Genomic DNA, 14,448 nt, shown 5'->3' with positions numbered 1-14,448 from the left:
ATGGACGCAGATGACCGGGCAACTCAGGCTGGACGACCACCTTCAGCGGTATTCCGAGACGGCGCCGCATGCGCTGGCCGTGGCGGCCGCGGTCGACGCCATCGCGGCAGCCGCGATCGAGATCGCCGATCTCATCGCGACGGGAGACCTTGCGGACGCATCGGGCCTGACCACCGGCCGTAACAGCGACGGTGACGTCCAGCGCGATCTCGACGTGCAGGCCGACGCGATCCTGCGCCGCTGCCTCGGCAAGCTGCCGATCGCGGCACTGGCATCAGAGGAGATGCGCGAACCTCAGATCGGCGACCGCGCGGCGAAGATCTGCGTCGCGATCGATCCGCTCGACGGCTCCTCCAACATCGACATCAACATGACCGTGGGCACGATCTTCTCGATCCTGCCCGCGCCCGATGATCTCACGCTCGCCTTCCATCAGCGCGGCTCGGCGCAGCTCGCGGCGGGGTTCGTCACCTATGGTCCGCAGACCTCGCTGGTGCTGACGCTTGGCGAGGGTGTCGACATCTTCACGCTTGACCGCAAGTCCGGTTGCTTCCGTCTCGCCCGCAGCGCCGTGCAGATCTCCGAGACCTGCGAGGAGTTCGCGATCAACGCCTCGAACCGCCGGCATTGGGAACAGCCGGTGCGCGCCTTCGTCGACGAATGCCTCGCCGGTGTGGAAGGGCAGGCCAATCACAATTTCAACATGCGCTGGGTCGGCTCGCTGGTTGCCGAGGCCTATCGCATCCTCACCCGCGGTGGCGTGTTCCTCTATCCCTCCGATGCACGGCCCGGTTATGGCGACGGCCGCCTGCGCCTCGTCTACGAGGCGCACCCGATGGCTTACATCATCGAGCAGGCCGGCGGCTCGGCTTCGACCGGGCGCGAGCGCATCCTCGAACTCTCGGCGCAGAGCCTGCACCAGCGCGTGCCGCTGATCATGGGCTCGAGCAACGAGGTGCAGCGTGTCGAGGAGCTGCATTGCGATCCCTTGCTGGTCGCCAGCGTCTCCGCACCGCTGTTCGCGCGGCGCGGCTTCTTCCGGCTGTGAGCGAGGCATCCTATGTCCAGGAAGTATCCGATCATCTCCATCACCGGCTCTTCCGGCGCCGGCACCACGTCGGTCAAGAAGACCTTTGAGCAGATCTTCTTCCGCGAGAAGGTCAACGCCGCCTACATCGAAGGCGACGCCTTCCATCGCTACGATCGCGCGGAAATGCGCACGCAGATGGCGAAGGAGGCCGATCGCGGCAACAGGCATTTCAGCCATTTCAGCCCCGAGACCAACCTGTTCGAGGAGCTGGAGCGGGCGTTCCGCGATTATGGCGAGAGCGGCACAGCGATGACGCGGCACTACGTCCACGATGCCGAGGAATCCGCGCTGCATGGTGCCGCACCCGGCACCTTTACCGAATGGAAACGACTGCCGGAGAGCTCCGATCTGCTGTTCTACGAAGGCCTGCACGGCGCGGTCGTCACCGACAAGGTCAACGTCGCGCGCTATGCCGACCTCAAGATCGGCGTCGTGCCCGTCATCAATCTCGAATGGATCCAGAAGCTGCATCGCGACCGCAGTGCGCGAGGCTATTCGACCGAGGCCGTCACCGACACCGTTCTGCGGCGGATGCCCGACTACATCCACTACATCTGCCCGCAATTTTCCGAAACCGACATCAACTTCCAGCGCGTGCCCACGGTGGACACCTCCAATCCATTCATCGCGCGCTGGATCCCGACGCCGGATGAATCGATGGTCGTGATTCGCTTCAAGAATCCGCGCGGCATCGACTTCCCCTATCTGCTCTCGATGCTGCCGCAAAGCTGGATGTCCCGCGCCAATTCGATCGTCTGCCCCGGCGCGAAGCTCGATCTCGCCATGCAGCTCATCCTGACGCCGCTGATCATGCAGCTGATCGAGCGCAAGCGAAACCTGAAGTGAACGAGGGGAGGATCCGATGAACATCTCCGTCCACGCCGACGCCGACCTCACGGCGGTCACGCACAACGATCTCGCCAATTCCGTCCGCTTTCTCGCGGTCGATGCCATCGAGACCTCGCAGTCCGGCCATCCCGGCCTGCCCATGGGCATGGCCGATGTCGCGACCGTGCTGTTCTCGCGCTTCCTGAAATTCGACTCGGCTCACCCCAATTGGCCGGACCGCGACCGCTTCGTGCTGTCGGCGGGCCATGGCTCGATGCTGCTCTATGCATTGCTCCATCTCACCGGCGGCGACCTCAGCCTCGATGACATCAAGGCGTTCCGGCAATGGGGCTCGAAGACGCCGGGGCATCCGGAATATGGCCACACGCCGGGCGTCGAGACGACGACCGGTCCGCTGGGGCAGGGGATTGCGACCGCGGTGGGCATGGCCCTCGCCGAGCGCATGGCCAATGCGCGGCATGGCGATGGCCTCGTCGACCACTTTACGTATGTGATCGCCGGCGACGGCTGCCTGATGGAAGGCATCAGCCAGGAAGCGATCTCGCTCGCCGGCCATCTCGGGCTGGGCCGCCTGATCGTGCTGTTCGACGACAATGGCATCTCGATCGACGGCCCGACCTCGCTCGCGACCTCCGACGACCAGCTCGCGCGCTTCGCTGCCTCCGGCTGGTCGGTTCGCCGTGTCGACGGGCACGATCCCGAAGCAGTTGCGCAGGCGATCGCCGAGGAGCGTGAGAGCACAAGACCGTCATTGATCGCCTGCCGCACCATCATCGGCTATGGCGCGCCGGATCGTCAGGGCACCGAGAAGGCGCATGGCGCGCCGCTCGGCACCGAGCAGGCGGCAGCGGCGCGGCGAGCGCTCGGCTGGGACTATCAGCCCTTCGTGGTGCCAATCCCGATCCTGAAAGCATGGCGGATGATCGGGCAGCGCGGGCAGGTCGCGCGTCTCGCCTGGCTCGATCGCTATGAATGCGCGACGCCCGAGCAGCGCGATCTGTTTGTCGAGGGCAAGACGGTTGCCCTGCCGAACGCCTATGCCCAAGCCTCGGCGAAATTGCGCGAACGCTTTGCCACCGAGCGTCCGAAGCTTGCGACGCGGCAGGCGTCGCAACAGGTGCTCGACGGCATCGCAGGGACGATTCCCGGATTTGTCGGCGGCTCGGCGGACCTCACGCATTCGAACCTGACGCATGCCAAGGCGCAGACCCCGGTCAAGCGCGACGCGTTCGCCGGCGATTACATCCATTATGGTATCCGCGAGCACGGCATGGCGGCCGCGATGAACGGCCTCGCGCTGCACGGCGGCTTCATTCCCTATGGCGGCACCTTCCTCGCCTTCTCTGATTACAGCCGGCCGGCGATCCGCCTTGCGGCGTTGATGCGGATCCGCGTCATTCATGTGATGACCCATGACTCCATTGGTCTCGGTGAGGACGGCCCCACGCATCAACCAGTCGAGCATCTCGCAGCGCTTCGCGTCATTCCGAACCTGCTTGTGTTCCGGCCGGCCGACGCGGTTGAGACGCTGGAAGCCTGGGACTGCGCGCTCCAAGCTGAAAATCGTCCCTCCGTGCTGTGCCTGTCCCGTCAGGCCCTGCCGACCTTCCGCAGCGATGTCCGTGGAAGAAACCGCGTCGCACGCGGCGCCTATCTGATTGTTTCGCCGGACGGCGGCCGAGACGTGACGCTCATTGCAACAGGTTCGGAAGTCTCGACTGCGCTGGAAGCGGCTCGCCTGCTTGCCACCGAGCATATCCGCGCGGCCGTGGTCTCCGCACCCTGCTTCGCGTTGTTCGAGGAGCAGCCGGAGGACTACCGCGCTGCCGTGCTCGGCACTGTGCCCCGGGTGGGCATCGAGGCGGCAGTCGCCGGCGATTGGCATCGCTGGATCGGCACCGAGGGCGAATTCGTCGGCATGCGCGGCTTCGGTGCTTCAGCGCCGGCCCCGGTGCTCTACCGCGAATTCGGCATCACGCCACAAAGCGTTGCGGAAGCCGCCCGGCGGGCGATGGCCCGCACAGGCAAGCAATAACAGGAGGAATTGTCGTGGCCCGTATCACCCTTCGCCAACTGCTCGACCACGCCGCCAGTCACGGTTACGCGGTGCCGGCGTTCAACATCAATAACATGGAGCAGGGTATCGCGATCATGCAGGCGGCGGCCGAGGTCGATGCGCCCGTCATCATCCAGGCTTCGCGCGGCGCGCGCAGCTATGCCGGCGACCTCATGCTCTCGCACATGATCGACGCGCTGGAGCGGACCTATCCGGACATCCCGCTCTGCATGCACCAGGACCACGGTAATGACGAGGCGACCTGCGCCTCCGCCATCGCGCATGGCTTCACCTCCGTGATGATGGACGGCTCGCTCAAGGCCGACGCCAAGACCGCGGCCGATTACGAGTACAATGTCGCGATCACCAGCCGCGTCGTCGATCTCGCGCATTGGGTCGGCGCCTCCGTCGAAGGCGAACTCGGCGTGCTCGGCTCGCTCGAACATGGCGGCGGCGAGCAGGAGGATGGCCACGGCGTCGAAGGCACGGTCAGCCATGATCAGTTGCTGACGGATCCCGACCAGGCGGTCGACTTCGTCCGCGCCACCAAGGTCGATGCGCTCGCGATCGCGATGGGCACCTCGCACGGCGCCTACAAGTTCAGCCGCAAGCCGGACGGCGACATTCTGGCCATGCGGGTGGTCGAGGAGATTCATCGCCGGCTGCCGAACACGCATCTCGTGATGCACGGCTCTTCCTCGGTGCCGCAGCCGCTTCAGGACATGTTCAACCAGTTCGGCGGCGAGATGCCGCAGACCTGGGGCGTGCCGGTCGAGGAGATCGTCCGCGGCATCAAGAGCGGCGTGCGCAAGGTCAATATCGATACCGACTGCCGACTGGCGATGACCGCGGTGTTCCGCAAAGTTGCGGCGCAAACGCGCTCGGAGTTCGATCCACGCAAATTCCTCAAGCCCGCGATGGATGCGATGCGCGAGCTCTGCCGCGAGCGCTTCGAGCAGTTCGGGACCGCAGGACACGCCAGCCGGATCAAGGTCGTTCCCTTGAGCGAGATGGCGCGGCGCTACCGCGCCGGAGAACTCGATCCGAGCGTCGACGCCCGCGACCCTGTCGCAGCCTAATCATTCAGAGAGAGAAGAGCAGGAGAGAGCTATGAACGCACACGCAGGAACCGTCCGCGGCAAGGAAAGATATCGATCGGGCGTGATGGAATACAAGCGCATGGGCTATTGGGAGCCTGACTATGTGCCAAAGGACACCGATGTCATCGCGCTGTTCCGCGTCACGCCGCAAGAGGGCGTCGATCCGATCGAGGCGTCGGCCGCTGTCGCCGGCGAATCCTCGACGGCGACCTGGACGGTGGTGTGGACCGATCGCCTGACCGCCGCGGAGAAGTATCGCGCAAAATGCTATCGCGTCGATCCGGTGCCGGGCACGCCGGGCTCGTATTTCGCCTACATCGCCTATGACCTCGACCTGTTCGAGCCGGGCTCGATCGCCAACCTCTCGGCCTCGATCATCGGCAACGTGTTCGGCTTCAAGCCGTTGAAAGCGCTGCGTCTGGAAGACATGCGCTTCCCCGTCGCTTATGTGAAGACGTTCCAGGGACCGGCAACCGGCATCGTGGTCGAGCGCGAGCGGCTCGACAAGTTCGGCAGGCCGCTGCTCGGCGCCACCGTCAAGCCCAAGCTCGGGCTTTCGGGCCGCAATTACGGCCGCGTGGTCTACGAGGCGCTGAAGGGCGGGCTCGACTTCACCAAGGATGACGAGAACATCAACTCGCAGCCGTTCATGCACTGGCGCGACCGCTTCCTCTATTGCATGGAGGCGGTGAACCGCGCGCAGGCGGCCTCCGGCGAGGCGAAGGGCACCTACCTGAACATCACCGCGGGAACGATGGAGGACATGTACGAGCGCGCCGAGTTCGCGAAGGAGCTCGGGTCGTGCATCGTCATGATCGACCTCGTGATCGGCTACACCGCGATCCAGTCGATGGCGAAATGGGCGCGTCGCAACGACATGATCCTGCATCTGCATCGCGCCGGTCACTCGACCTACACGCGGCAGAAGAGCCACGGCGTGTCGTTCCGTGTCATCGCCAAGTGGATGCGGCTTGCCGGCGTCGACCACATCCATGCCGGCACGGTGGTCGGCAAGCTCGAAGGTGATCCGAACACTACGCGCGGCTATTATGATGTTTGCCGCGAGGACTTCAACCCGACCAAACTCGAACACGGTCTGTTCTTCGACCAGTCCTGGGCGAGCCTGAACAAGATGATGCCGGTCGCCTCCGGCGGCATCCATGCCGGCCAGATGCACCAGCTGCTCGACCTGCTCGGCGAGGACGTCGTGCTGCAGTTCGGCGGCGGTACCATCGGCCATCCCATGGGCATCGCGGCCGGCGCGATCGCCAACCGCGTGGCGCTGGAAGCGATGATCCTCGCCCGCAACGAGGGCCGCGACTATGTCCACGAAGGTCCGGAGATCCTGGCCAGGGCGGCCGAGACCTGCACGCCCCTGAAAGCCGCACTCGAGGTCTGGAAGGACGTCTCCTTCAATTATGAATCCACCGACACGCCGGACTTCGTGCCGACCGCGCTCGAAACCGTTTGAGGAGATTTGACATGAAGCTGACCCAAGGCTGCTTCTCGTTCCTTCCAGATCTGACCGACGACCAGATCACCAAGCAGGTGCAGTATTGCCTGACCAACGGTTGGGCGGTGAACATCGAGTTCACCGACGATCCGCATCCCCGCAACACCTATTGGGAGATGTGGGGCCTGCCAATGTTCGATCTCCAGGACGCCGCCGGCGTGATGATGGAGCTCGCCGAATGCCGCAGAGTGTATGGCGACCGTTACATCCGTCTCAGCGGCTTCGACTCCAGCCACGGCTGGGAGTCGGTGCGGATCTCGTTCATCGTCAACCGCCCGCCGCAGGAGGCCGAGTTCGAGCTGGTGCGGCAGGAGGTGGGCGGACGCGCGATCCGCTACACCACCGTGCGTCGGCAGCCCGCGCACGCGCCAACCTAACTCATTCTCCTCCGCGCGGAGCACTCCCTGCTCCGTTTCCTTGGCGGACCACTGCTTCGCCGCTCCCCCGCGGCGAAGCCCTTTTCTTCGAGGTGCCGATGCTGGATGTTCCCCACGCCATGACCACTGAGCCCGGCGAGACCAGTTTCGATCTCCGCAAGGAGGCCGAAGCGGCTGGAATCACCGGCACGCTGCAACAGCTCGAGCAGGAGCTGATCGGATTGAAGCCGGTGAAGAACCGCGTGCGCCAGATCGCGTCGCTCTTGCTGATCGAACGTATCCGGCAGCGTGCGGGACTGGCTTCGTCGCCGCCGACGCTGCACATGTCGTTCACCGGAAATCCCGGCACCGGCAAGACGACCGTTGCGCTCCGCATGGCAAAGATCCTGCACGGCCTCGGCTTCGTGCGGCGCGGGCAGGTGATCTCGGTGACGCGCGACGATCTCGTCGGCCAGTATATCGGCCACACCGCGCCGAAGACCAAGGAGATCCTGAAGAAGGCGATGGGCGGCGTGCTGTTCATCGACGAGGCCTATTATCTGCACCGTCCCGACAACGAGCGCGACTACGGCCAGGAGGCGATCGAGATACTGCTCCAGGTGATGGAGAACCAGCGCGAGGACCTCGTCGTCATCCTTGCCGGCTATGGCGAGCGAATGACCAGCTTCTTCGCCTCCAATCCCGGCTTCCGCTCGCGCATCGCCCATCACATCGACTTTCCGGACTATGCGGAAGCCGAGCTGCTTGTCATCGCCGAATTGATGCTGAAGGAACGGGGTTATCGCCTCTCGGCGGCGGCGCGCGAAGCTTTCGAGAAATACATTGCGCTACGCCGGACCCAGCCGTTCTTTTCGAATGCACGCTCGATCCGCAATGCCGTCGACCGCATCCGCCTGCGGCAGGCCGATCGCCTGGTATCCGATCTCGATCGCATGCTCGAGATCGCCGACCTCGAAACGATCGATGCCATGGACGTCCTGGCGAGCCGCGTGTTTAGCGGCGTTGCGGACGCGCAGGGGAGTGCGAAGCCATGACCAGAGAAATCCTCATCGCGCCGTCGATCCTGGCTGCGGATTTCGCCCGCCTCGGCGAGGAGATCGCGGCGATCGACGCTGCGGGTGCCGACTGGATTCATTGCGACGTCATGGATGGGCATTTCGTTCCGAACATCAGTTATGGCGCGGACGTCATCAAGGCGATCCGGCCGCTGACGAAGAAAATATTCGACGTGCATCTCATGATCGCGCCGGCCGATCCCTATCTCGAGGCGTTCGCGAAGGCCGGCGCGGATGTCATCACGGTGCATGCCGAAGCCGGTCCGCATCTCGATCGCTCGCTCCAGGCCATCCGCGCGCTCGGTAAGAAAGCCGGTGTCAGCCTGTGTCCCGCCACTCCCGAAAGCGCGATCGAATATGTGCTCGATCGTCTCGATCTCGTCCTGGTGATGACGGTCAATCCGGGCTTTGGCGGCCAGTCCTTCCTGGAGTCCCAGCTCGAGAAGATCGGGCGTATTCGAAGCATGATCGGCGACCGGCCCATCCGGCTCGAGGTTGACGGCGGCATCACGCGCGACAATGCCGCTGCCGTGGCCGCTGCGGGTGCCGATACGCTTGTGGCGGGCTCCGCCGTGTTTCGCGGCAAGAGCAGCGCAGACTATGCCGGCAACATCGCCGCCATCCGCGCTGCTGCGGAAGCCGGCAGGGTTCCGGAGCTGCAACATAGTGCGGCGCAGACGATCCGGACCGGTGAGCCCGCGCTCATCCGGTAGGCTATGGGATACAGGCGGAGCGAGCCGGTACCCGAATGGGCTGTGCCAGGGCCTGCCACTTTCCACCAGACATATTGAGTCCGCGCTGATTGGAACTTTCGGCGCAACACGCGTTTGCCTAGAAGCGGGTCAAGCGCGCGGCGGGCGCAGCAAATCTTTTGCACAACCGCCATCGCCCTGACGCAAATAAGGGCAATAAGCTCTGTGAATGCGAGGGAGGGTCTCATGGACAACGTACGTCGCTATCGCGCGCTAGCGTCCCTCTGTCGTCAGCAGGCCGCCTACCGGCCGCTCCAGAGTTGGGAACTGCTCGGCCAGGCCGAACATTTCGAATATCTCGCCGAAGTCGAACTCAAGGCGCATTTCGACGCGTGCAATGCGCAACACGACGAGGACGGCGTCGAGGCCTCGGCGTGGGAGAGGCCCGCCGCGGCGTGACGGGCCAACCTGTTCGAATATGACCCGAACTTGCCGACGCCGGCACCGCTCAAGGACGCGGTTGTCGGCCCGAACGACAGGTCTTGTGACCGGCCCGACCTGGTCGTCCCTCGATTAATGCGACATCAGCGTCGGAACGGTCATGGCTTCCAGCATGGCGCGGGTGACACCGCCGAGGAACCGCTCCTGCAATCGCGAATGGCCGTAGCCGCCCATGACCAGAAGATCGAGGTTCTCATCGGCTGCCAGCGACAGCATGGTCGGCTGAATGTCGGAGCGCGCCGCCGACAGGTTGACGGTGCGGGTCGACAGTCCGCGCCGGCCGAGATGCCTTGCCAGATTGCGCGTCGAGACTTCGTCGGGAACCATATCTGTTTCGTTGATCGCAATGATCACGATCTCCTCGGCGCGAGCCAGGAATGGTGCGGCGTCGCGCATGGCGCGCGCGGCGAGGCGGCTGCCATCCCAACAGATGCCGATTCGTTTCGCCTTGAACGCTCCATGGAAGGTGTAGGGCAGGAAAAGCACCGGCCCGCCCGCCTGGAACAGGATCTCGCGGGGCACATCGTTGTCGAGTGAGCCTTGCGCCGGATCCGGCTGGAGCACGATGCTGAGATCGTGCAGCCGCGCCATCTCGCCAAGCAACCCGACCGCATCCCCCGGCATCGCTCCGAGTGGGTGGCATGTGTAGGAAATGCCGGCGTTCATCGCTTCGCTCTTGAACACCGCGAGCGCCGCCTCGGCCCGCTCCACTGCGCTTTCGCGCTCCATCTCGAACACCGCCGCCACCGCGGCGCCGCCCTCCATCACGTAGGCCGCGCTGGTTGCCACATAGCCAACCGCGACTGCATCGAGATGGGCGTTGAGGCCCGCTGCGAGTGAGATCGAGCCATCGATCACCGGGCGCATCGGCCGCTCGGTAGGGATGTGGACGAGAATGTCTTTGTACATGACCGCCTCCGATGGACATCATCCGGTAGCTGCAGTCTTTCACGGTGCGCAGCGCCCGCGTTGAGCTGCATCAAACGTGCAGTCTCGACTTTTGGCCGTGTCGCCGGCCCCGGCTACTTTGCCAAGATTTAATCGCGTGGACGGGACGCTGTAAGGTGGCGACCACCATGTTGGGTCCAAGGCGACTTACCCAACATGGACATATCGACATGAACGATCACGTCAATTCCGACACCACCGCGTCCCGCAAGATCCTGAGACCGCGCCGGCTCGCGCTGCTCGGCACCGTGGCCGCGCTTGGCCTGGCCGTGCTGGCGACTGCCCCCGGCTCTTCGCCGTTCGGCGCGAACTCCTTCATTGCGCCCGCCCAGGCCGCGGAGAGCGCCGCGACACCGCCGGGCTTCGGCGACCTCGTCAGCAAGGTCAAACCCGCCGTCATCTCGGTCCGGGTCAGGATCGACCAGGACAACGACAAGAGCGCGATGCTGCAACAGAACCGGATGGATTCGGACGAAGCATCGCCGTTCGACCAGTTCTCACGGCAATTCGGCTTCCGCGGCCCGGGTGGCATGGAAGGCATGCCGCGCCAGCACCGCCAGATGATCACGGGTGAGGGCTCCGGCTTCTTCATCTCAGCGGACGGCTACGCCGTGACCAACAACCACGTCGTCGATCACGCCGAGTCGGTGCAAGTGACGATGGACGACGGCGCGATCTACAGCGCGAAAGTGGTCGGCACCGATCCGAAGACGGACCTCGCGCTGATCAAGGTCGAGGGAAAGAAGGATTTTCCGTTCGTCAAATTCTCCGACCAGAAGCCGCGTATCGGCGACTGGGTGGTCGCGGTCGGCAATCCCTTCGGCCTCGGTGGCACCGTGACCGCCGGGATCGTCTCGGCCAGCGGTCGCGACATCGGCAACGGTCCCTATGACGACTTCATCCAGATCGACGCGCCGATCAACAAGGGTAACTCCGGCGGCCCGGCCTTCGACATGAATGGCAACGTGATCGGCGTGAACACTGCGATCTTCTCGCCCTCCGGCGGCTCGGTCGGCATCGGCTTCGACATTCCGGCCTCGACCGCAAAGCTCGTCGTCGCACAGTTGAAGGACAAGGGCGCGGTCACACGCGGCTGGCTCGGCGTGCAGGTGCAGCCGGTGACGTCGGATATCGCCGACAGCCTCGGCCTCAAGGAGGCGCGCGGCGCGATCGTCGACAATCCGCAGGACGGCAGCCCGGCAGCGAAGGCGGGCATCGAGGCGGGCGACGTCATCACCGCCGTCAATGGCACCGCGATCAAGGATTCCCGCGATCTCGCCCGCACCATCGCCACCCTGGCGCCAGGCACGTCCGTGAAGCTCGATGTCGTCCACAAGGGCGACAACAAGACGGTGACACTGGCGCTCGGCGAGTTGCCGAACGAGCGGCAGGCTAGAGCCGACGAGGGCAAGTCGCAGCCAGATGCCGGCATGCCGCCGCGTCTCGGCCTCAGCCTGGCTCCGGCCGGGGACGTCCAGGGCGCCGGCCAAAAGGGCGTCGTCGTCACCGAAGTCGATCCGCAAGGGCCGGCCGCGCAGCGCGGCATCCAGACCGGCGACGTCATCCTCAATGTGGGGGGCAAGGCCGTCGCCAATATCGGCGATGTCCGTTCGGAGCTGGCGCAGGCGAAATCGTCCGGCAAGCGCAGCGTGCTGCTGCAGGTCAGAAGCGCGCAGGCGACCCGGTTCGTGGCGGTGCCGCTCGCATAAGTCGAACGTCGATCGGCGCAACTCCAAAAAGGCGGCCTACGGGCCGCCTTTCCTGTTCGCCTTCAGGATTTCGGATGCCCGCCGATAACATTCTCGTTAACGGCAGGGAGGATGACCCGGTTCGTCCGAAAAAGCCGTGTTCGTTCATCACAATTACGGATCTCGTATGGACTCGGCGGCAATGAAGCCGCCGACGATTGCAAGCGTGGAACTTCGAACTTGCCGCCGCTGAGCCGGCCGGCAATTCGTATTTGATCGGTGCCGACATGGATCGATTGAAGCTCTCGCTGACGGCTGCGCTGCTCGTGGCGCCGTTCGTGCTGTGGGGCGGAAACGCTCTCGGGCGTGACGACGGCCGCTACGCGGACTCACCTCTTAAGCCGTGGTTCGACGGCCTGCGCAGCCATCTCGGTCCGTGCTGCTCGGATGCGGACGGGTTTGCCGTCGCCGATCCCGATTGGGACTCGCACAATGGACATTATCGCGTGCGGCTCGACGGCGAATGGGTCGAGGTACCGGACGAAGCCGTGATCACCGAGCCGAACCGGGCCGGCCGCACCATGGTGTGGCCGGTGAAGACCGCGTTCGGCGTGTCGATCCGCTGCTTCATGCCGGGCAGCATGATCTGACGGAGGTCAGCGCGACCGTTTGGAAGATTTGCGCTTCGACGTTTTCTTCGAACTCTTCTTCGAAGTCTTCTTGGATGTTTTCCGAGATGTCTTCTTTGACGTCTTCTTGGACGACTTCCGTTTCGCTGCTTTCTTCGGGACCTTCTTGCCCTTCTTGCGCGCTTTCGACAGGCCGATCGCGATCGCCTGCTTGCGGCTCTTCACGCGTCCGCCTCGACCGCCAAGTCCGCTTTTCGCGGTCCCCTTCTTGTAGCGCTTCATCTCGCCTTCGACATCGCTGCCGGAGCTGCGCGAGTAGCGGCGCTTCTTTGCCTTGCGTGCCATGCATGTTCTCCCTTGGCCTGGGAAAACAATCCGAGACAGGCATAGTTCCGAAAGCGCAAGCAACGTCCCGGATACGCGGCCTAGCCTAGAACGAATCCGCCAGCTCGATCTCCGCTTCCAGCACCTGAATGCGCCGCGCTGCCTCGCTGGAGGACAGATCCCGCGCATATTGCGCGGGTTGATACGCCTCTTCGCTCAGCCGTTTCAGCCGGAGGCCCTGCGCCCGCGTCATCTGCTCGGTGAGGAAAGCTTTGGCGTCGTATCTACCCTGAACCTGCATATCGCTTCTCCCTTCTGAAATCGTGACTTGACTATATGTTCTTATTTTGTTCTAACAAGTCATGGACAATAGAATTAATGAAATTCGACGTAAAATCAGCGCCTTGAGGTTGGAAATGGCCGATATCGAGGTGTCCGTCCGCGAACTCGTCGAGCGCGATCGCGACTGCACGGAGAAGGCCCTGGCGCAGATGGATCTGCGCCGGAAAATCAATCTGCTGATCGGCGAATGGAAGGCTGCAGGTGGCGGCGATGTCCTGCCGAATGTCCGCGATAGGATGCGCCTTCGTTCCGCGAAGGCAGCAGGTAGTCCTCTGCGCGTGGTCGCGCGCCGCTGAGAGCTTTGGGAGCGCACGGTGGGGGAAGACCCGGATGTGTACCGGATTCTAAAGCTGCGCGCCGAGATTCTCGAACTGGGCTCTGCCATCCGGCAGCTGCAACGCGAGGGGCTCGACGACGCCGCGGCCCAGCTCTTGATCGCCCGCAAGCGGGCACGGCTCGATCATCTGGTGAAATCAGATCCTGCGGGCGTCCACCCTGACATCCTGGGCAGCCATCGTAGCTGAGCCTTGGCGTAACGCGCGTGCGGGGCTCGTCGATACCGCATGTCGACGAAGCGGCCCGAGAAAAAGTTCGTTTGAACACCAAAGCAAAAGGCCCCGCGATCGCGGGGCCTTCATGATTTCGGGGAACACCTACTTGGTGTTGCTCATGCCGCCCTTGTTGTTCGTCATGGTGCCGCCCTGGTCGGAGCCGGGGCCGGAGCCGCCCTGACCGGAGGGATCAGCACCCTTGGAAGACTTGGTGTTGGCGCCCGTGGTGGTCTGCGACGATGACATCGAGGATCCGTGTTTTGCCTTGTGCGACTTGGCCTGCACGGCGAACGGTGCGGCGGCGAGGCCGGTTGCCAACATCACGGCAAGAGCGAGCTTGGTGGTCTTCATATGCGGGAACTCCCTGAGTTGAATTGACGCAGGCAGCCAACTGCCATTGGTCGCAGGAGTTCCGAACAAGGAAGTTCCGGTAAAGCACGCATCCTTCAAGATTGCTTGTCCTCTTCGAGGATGAATACGACCCCGGTCAGTGTTGCGCCGATCGCGAACGTCGTCACCAATGTGAGGGCGAAAACGACAACGGCCTGCCTTCCGCCGTGACTCAGCAAATTGGCGACGCCGGGATTGGACAGCACGAGCAAGAGGCTGAAAGCGAGCCCGAGGGCTGCGCCCATCATCGCGTGCGTCATCAGCTTGACGAGCCCGCTGGGAGAGATCAGGTCCGACGACTTCTTCGCGCGCATGGAACTCTATCCCAATCCCGCATGAAACG

At 63.9% G+C, this 14,448-nt stretch carries 18 protein-coding genes; 13 read left to right on the top strand and 5 right to left on the bottom strand.

All coding sequences use genetic code 11. The annotated features are described in order from the left end of the window. The first annotated feature begins 10 nt into the window (after positions 1-10). The 9 genes from ABIB91_RS14445 to ABIB91_RS14405 all read left to right on the top strand — a co-directional run bounded on the left by ABIB91_RS14445 (position 11) and on the right by ABIB91_RS14405 (position 9,191). Positions 11-1,048 (top strand): class 1 fructose-bisphosphatase, encoded by a 1,038-nt coding sequence (locus ABIB91_RS14445; RefSeq protein WP_007594848.1) that lies wholly within the window; start codon positions 11-13, stop codon positions 1,046-1,048. 12 nt (positions 1,049-1,060) lie between these two features. Continuing rightward, positions 1,061-1,936 carry a phosphoribulokinase gene (locus ABIB91_RS14440; protein WP_007594842.1) on the top strand — a complete coding sequence of 292 codons (876 nt, stop codon included), beginning with the start codon at positions 1,061-1,063 and terminating at the stop codon, positions 1,934-1,936. A gap of 16 nt (positions 1,937-1,952) precedes the next feature. Next, a complete protein-coding gene (gene tkt / locus ABIB91_RS14435) occupies positions 1,953-3,974 on the top strand; it encodes a transketolase (RefSeq protein ID WP_354161996.1) in 2,022 nt (673 codons plus the stop codon). A 14-nt stretch (positions 3,975-3,988) separates the two neighbouring features. Further along, positions 3,989-5,074, top strand: coding sequence for a class II fructose-bisphosphate aldolase (gene fba / locus ABIB91_RS14430; RefSeq protein ID WP_354161993.1), 1,086 nt, complete (start codon positions 3,989-3,991; stop codon positions 5,072-5,074). 31 nt (positions 5,075-5,105) lie between these two features. Then, positions 5,106-6,566, top strand: coding sequence for a form I ribulose bisphosphate carboxylase large subunit (locus ABIB91_RS14425; protein ID WP_027516500.1), 1,461 nt, complete (start codon positions 5,106-5,108; stop codon positions 6,564-6,566). Between the two features lie 11 nt (positions 6,567-6,577). Beyond that, on the top strand, positions 6,578-6,985 hold the full coding sequence (locus tag ABIB91_RS14420; protein ID WP_007594833.1) for a ribulose bisphosphate carboxylase small subunit: 408 nt from the start codon (positions 6,578-6,580) through the stop codon (positions 6,983-6,985). 98 nt (positions 6,986-7,083) lie between these two features. Beyond that, positions 7,084-8,019 carry a CbbX protein gene (gene cbbX / locus ABIB91_RS14415; protein ID WP_354161988.1) on the top strand — a complete coding sequence of 312 codons (936 nt, stop codon included), beginning with the start codon at positions 7,084-7,086 and terminating at the stop codon, positions 8,017-8,019. Next, complete coding sequence (gene rpe / locus ABIB91_RS14410; RefSeq protein ID WP_354161985.1) at positions 8,016-8,753, top strand: ribulose-phosphate 3-epimerase; 738 nt, start codon at positions 8,016-8,018, stop codon at positions 8,751-8,753. The genes cbbX and rpe overlap by 4 nt, the downstream gene beginning before the upstream one ends. A 225-nt stretch (positions 8,754-8,978) precedes the next feature. After that, complete coding sequence (locus ABIB91_RS14405; protein ID WP_354127340.1) at positions 8,979-9,191, top strand: hypothetical protein; 213 nt, start codon at positions 8,979-8,981, stop codon at positions 9,189-9,191. 114 nt (positions 9,192-9,305) lie between these two features. On the opposite strand, the gene ABIB91_RS14400 is transcribed toward ABIB91_RS14405, so the two are convergent. Continuing rightward, entirely contained in the window at positions 9,306-10,142 is an 837-nt protein-coding gene (locus tag ABIB91_RS14400) for a universal stress protein (RefSeq protein ID WP_007594814.1), read from the bottom strand. Positions 10,143-10,351: 209 nt separating this feature from the next. On the opposite strand from ABIB91_RS14400, the gene ABIB91_RS14395 reads away from it, so the two are divergent. Together ABIB91_RS14395 and ABIB91_RS14390 are read left to right on the top strand one after the other, a co-directional pair. Further along, entirely contained in the window at positions 10,352-11,890 is a 1,539-nt protein-coding gene (locus ABIB91_RS14395; protein ID WP_354161981.1) for a Do family serine endopeptidase, read from the top strand. Positions 11,891-12,156: 266 nt separating this feature from the next. Beyond that, positions 12,157-12,519, top strand: a complete 363-nt coding sequence (locus tag ABIB91_RS14390; protein ID WP_007594801.1) for a hypothetical protein — start codon at positions 12,157-12,159, stop codon at positions 12,517-12,519. A 6-nt stretch (positions 12,520-12,525) separates the two neighbouring features. Here ABIB91_RS14390 and ABIB91_RS14385 read toward each other — a convergent pair whose 3' ends face one another. Both ABIB91_RS14385 and ABIB91_RS14380 read right to left on the bottom strand, forming a co-directional pair. Then, positions 12,526-12,843 (bottom strand): DUF6496 domain-containing protein, encoded by a 318-nt coding sequence (locus tag ABIB91_RS14385; protein ID WP_354161978.1) that lies wholly within the window; start codon positions 12,841-12,843, stop codon positions 12,526-12,528. A gap of 85 nt (positions 12,844-12,928) precedes the next feature. Next, complete coding sequence (locus tag ABIB91_RS14380) at positions 12,929-13,123, bottom strand: DUF3072 domain-containing protein (RefSeq protein WP_007594797.1); 195 nt, start codon at positions 13,121-13,123, stop codon at positions 12,929-12,931. 115 nt (positions 13,124-13,238) lie between these two features. On the opposite strand from ABIB91_RS14380, the gene ABIB91_RS14375 reads away from it, so the two are divergent. Both ABIB91_RS14375 and ABIB91_RS14370 read left to right on the top strand, forming a co-directional pair. After that, positions 13,239-13,460 carry a hypothetical protein gene (locus ABIB91_RS14375; protein WP_007594795.1) on the top strand — a complete coding sequence of 74 codons (222 nt, stop codon included), beginning with the start codon at positions 13,239-13,241 and terminating at the stop codon, positions 13,458-13,460. A gap of 18 nt (positions 13,461-13,478) precedes the next feature. Further along, entirely contained in the window at positions 13,479-13,688 is a 210-nt protein-coding gene (locus tag ABIB91_RS14370) for a hypothetical protein (protein ID WP_354161974.1), read from the top strand. Between the two features lie 129 nt (positions 13,689-13,817). On the opposite strand, the gene ABIB91_RS14365 is transcribed toward ABIB91_RS14370, so the two are convergent. Further along, the gene (locus ABIB91_RS14365) at positions 13,818-14,066 is read right to left on the bottom strand and encodes a hypothetical protein (RefSeq protein ID WP_007594791.1); all 249 of its coding nucleotides are present in this window, start codon (positions 14,064-14,066) and stop codon (positions 13,818-13,820) included. A gap of 95 nt (positions 14,067-14,161) precedes the next feature. Further along, positions 14,162-14,419, bottom strand: coding sequence for a hypothetical protein (locus ABIB91_RS14360; protein ID WP_007594789.1), 258 nt, complete (start codon positions 14,417-14,419; stop codon positions 14,162-14,164). Between the last annotated feature and the right edge of the window lie 29 nt (positions 14,420-14,448).

This window comes from Bradyrhizobium sp. JR4.3 (assembly GCF_040547695.1).
In the GTDB taxonomy this organism is placed as follows: Bacteria; Pseudomonadota; Alphaproteobacteria; order Rhizobiales; family Xanthobacteraceae; genus Bradyrhizobium; species Bradyrhizobium canariense.
This window is presented reverse-complemented; position numbering and strand designations above follow the sequence as displayed.

Excerpts from the sequence above, each read along its gene's own strand:
- ABIB91_RS14400 (WP_007594814.1), bottom strand. The coding sequence starts at position 10,142 with ATGTACAAAGACATTCTCGTCCACATCCCTACCGAGCGGCCGATGCGC.
- ABIB91_RS14445 (WP_007594848.1), top strand. The coding sequence starts at position 11 with ATGACCGGGCAACTCAGGCTGGACGACCACCTTCAGCGGTATTCCGAG.
- ABIB91_RS14425 (WP_027516500.1), top strand. The coding sequence starts at position 5,106 with ATGAACGCACACGCAGGAACCGTCCGCGGCAAGGAAAGATATCGATCG.
- ABIB91_RS14385 (WP_354161978.1), bottom strand. The coding sequence starts at position 12,843 with ATGGCACGCAAGGCAAAGAAGCGCCGCTACTCGCGCAGCTCCGGCAGC.
- ABIB91_RS14395 (WP_354161981.1), top strand. The coding sequence starts at position 10,352 with ATGAACGATCACGTCAATTCCGACACCACCGCGTCCCGCAAGATCCTG.
- rpe (WP_354161985.1), top strand. The coding sequence starts at position 8,016 with ATGACCAGAGAAATCCTCATCGCGCCGTCGATCCTGGCTGCGGATTTC.
- cbbX (WP_354161988.1), top strand. The coding sequence starts at position 7,084 with ATGCTGGATGTTCCCCACGCCATGACCACTGAGCCCGGCGAGACCAGT.
- ABIB91_RS14380 (WP_007594797.1), bottom strand. The coding sequence starts at position 13,123 with ATGCAGGTTCAGGGTAGATACGACGCCAAAGCTTTCCTCACCGAGCAG.
- ABIB91_RS14420 (WP_007594833.1), top strand. The coding sequence starts at position 6,578 with ATGAAGCTGACCCAAGGCTGCTTCTCGTTCCTTCCAGATCTGACCGAC.
- ABIB91_RS14360 (WP_007594789.1), bottom strand. The coding sequence starts at position 14,419 with ATGCGCGCGAAGAAGTCGTCGGACCTGATCTCTCCCAGCGGGCTCGTC.
- ABIB91_RS14390 (WP_007594801.1), top strand. The coding sequence starts at position 12,157 with ATGGATCGATTGAAGCTCTCGCTGACGGCTGCGCTGCTCGTGGCGCCG.
- ABIB91_RS14405 (WP_354127340.1), top strand. The coding sequence starts at position 8,979 with ATGGACAACGTACGTCGCTATCGCGCGCTAGCGTCCCTCTGTCGTCAG.
- tkt (WP_354161996.1), top strand. The coding sequence starts at position 1,953 with ATGAACATCTCCGTCCACGCCGACGCCGACCTCACGGCGGTCACGCAC.
- ABIB91_RS14375 (WP_007594795.1), top strand. The coding sequence starts at position 13,239 with ATGGCCGATATCGAGGTGTCCGTCCGCGAACTCGTCGAGCGCGATCGC.
- ABIB91_RS14440 (WP_007594842.1), top strand. The coding sequence starts at position 1,061 with ATGTCCAGGAAGTATCCGATCATCTCCATCACCGGCTCTTCCGGCGCC.
- ABIB91_RS14365 (WP_007594791.1), bottom strand. The coding sequence starts at position 14,066 with ATGAAGACCACCAAGCTCGCTCTTGCCGTGATGTTGGCAACCGGCCTC.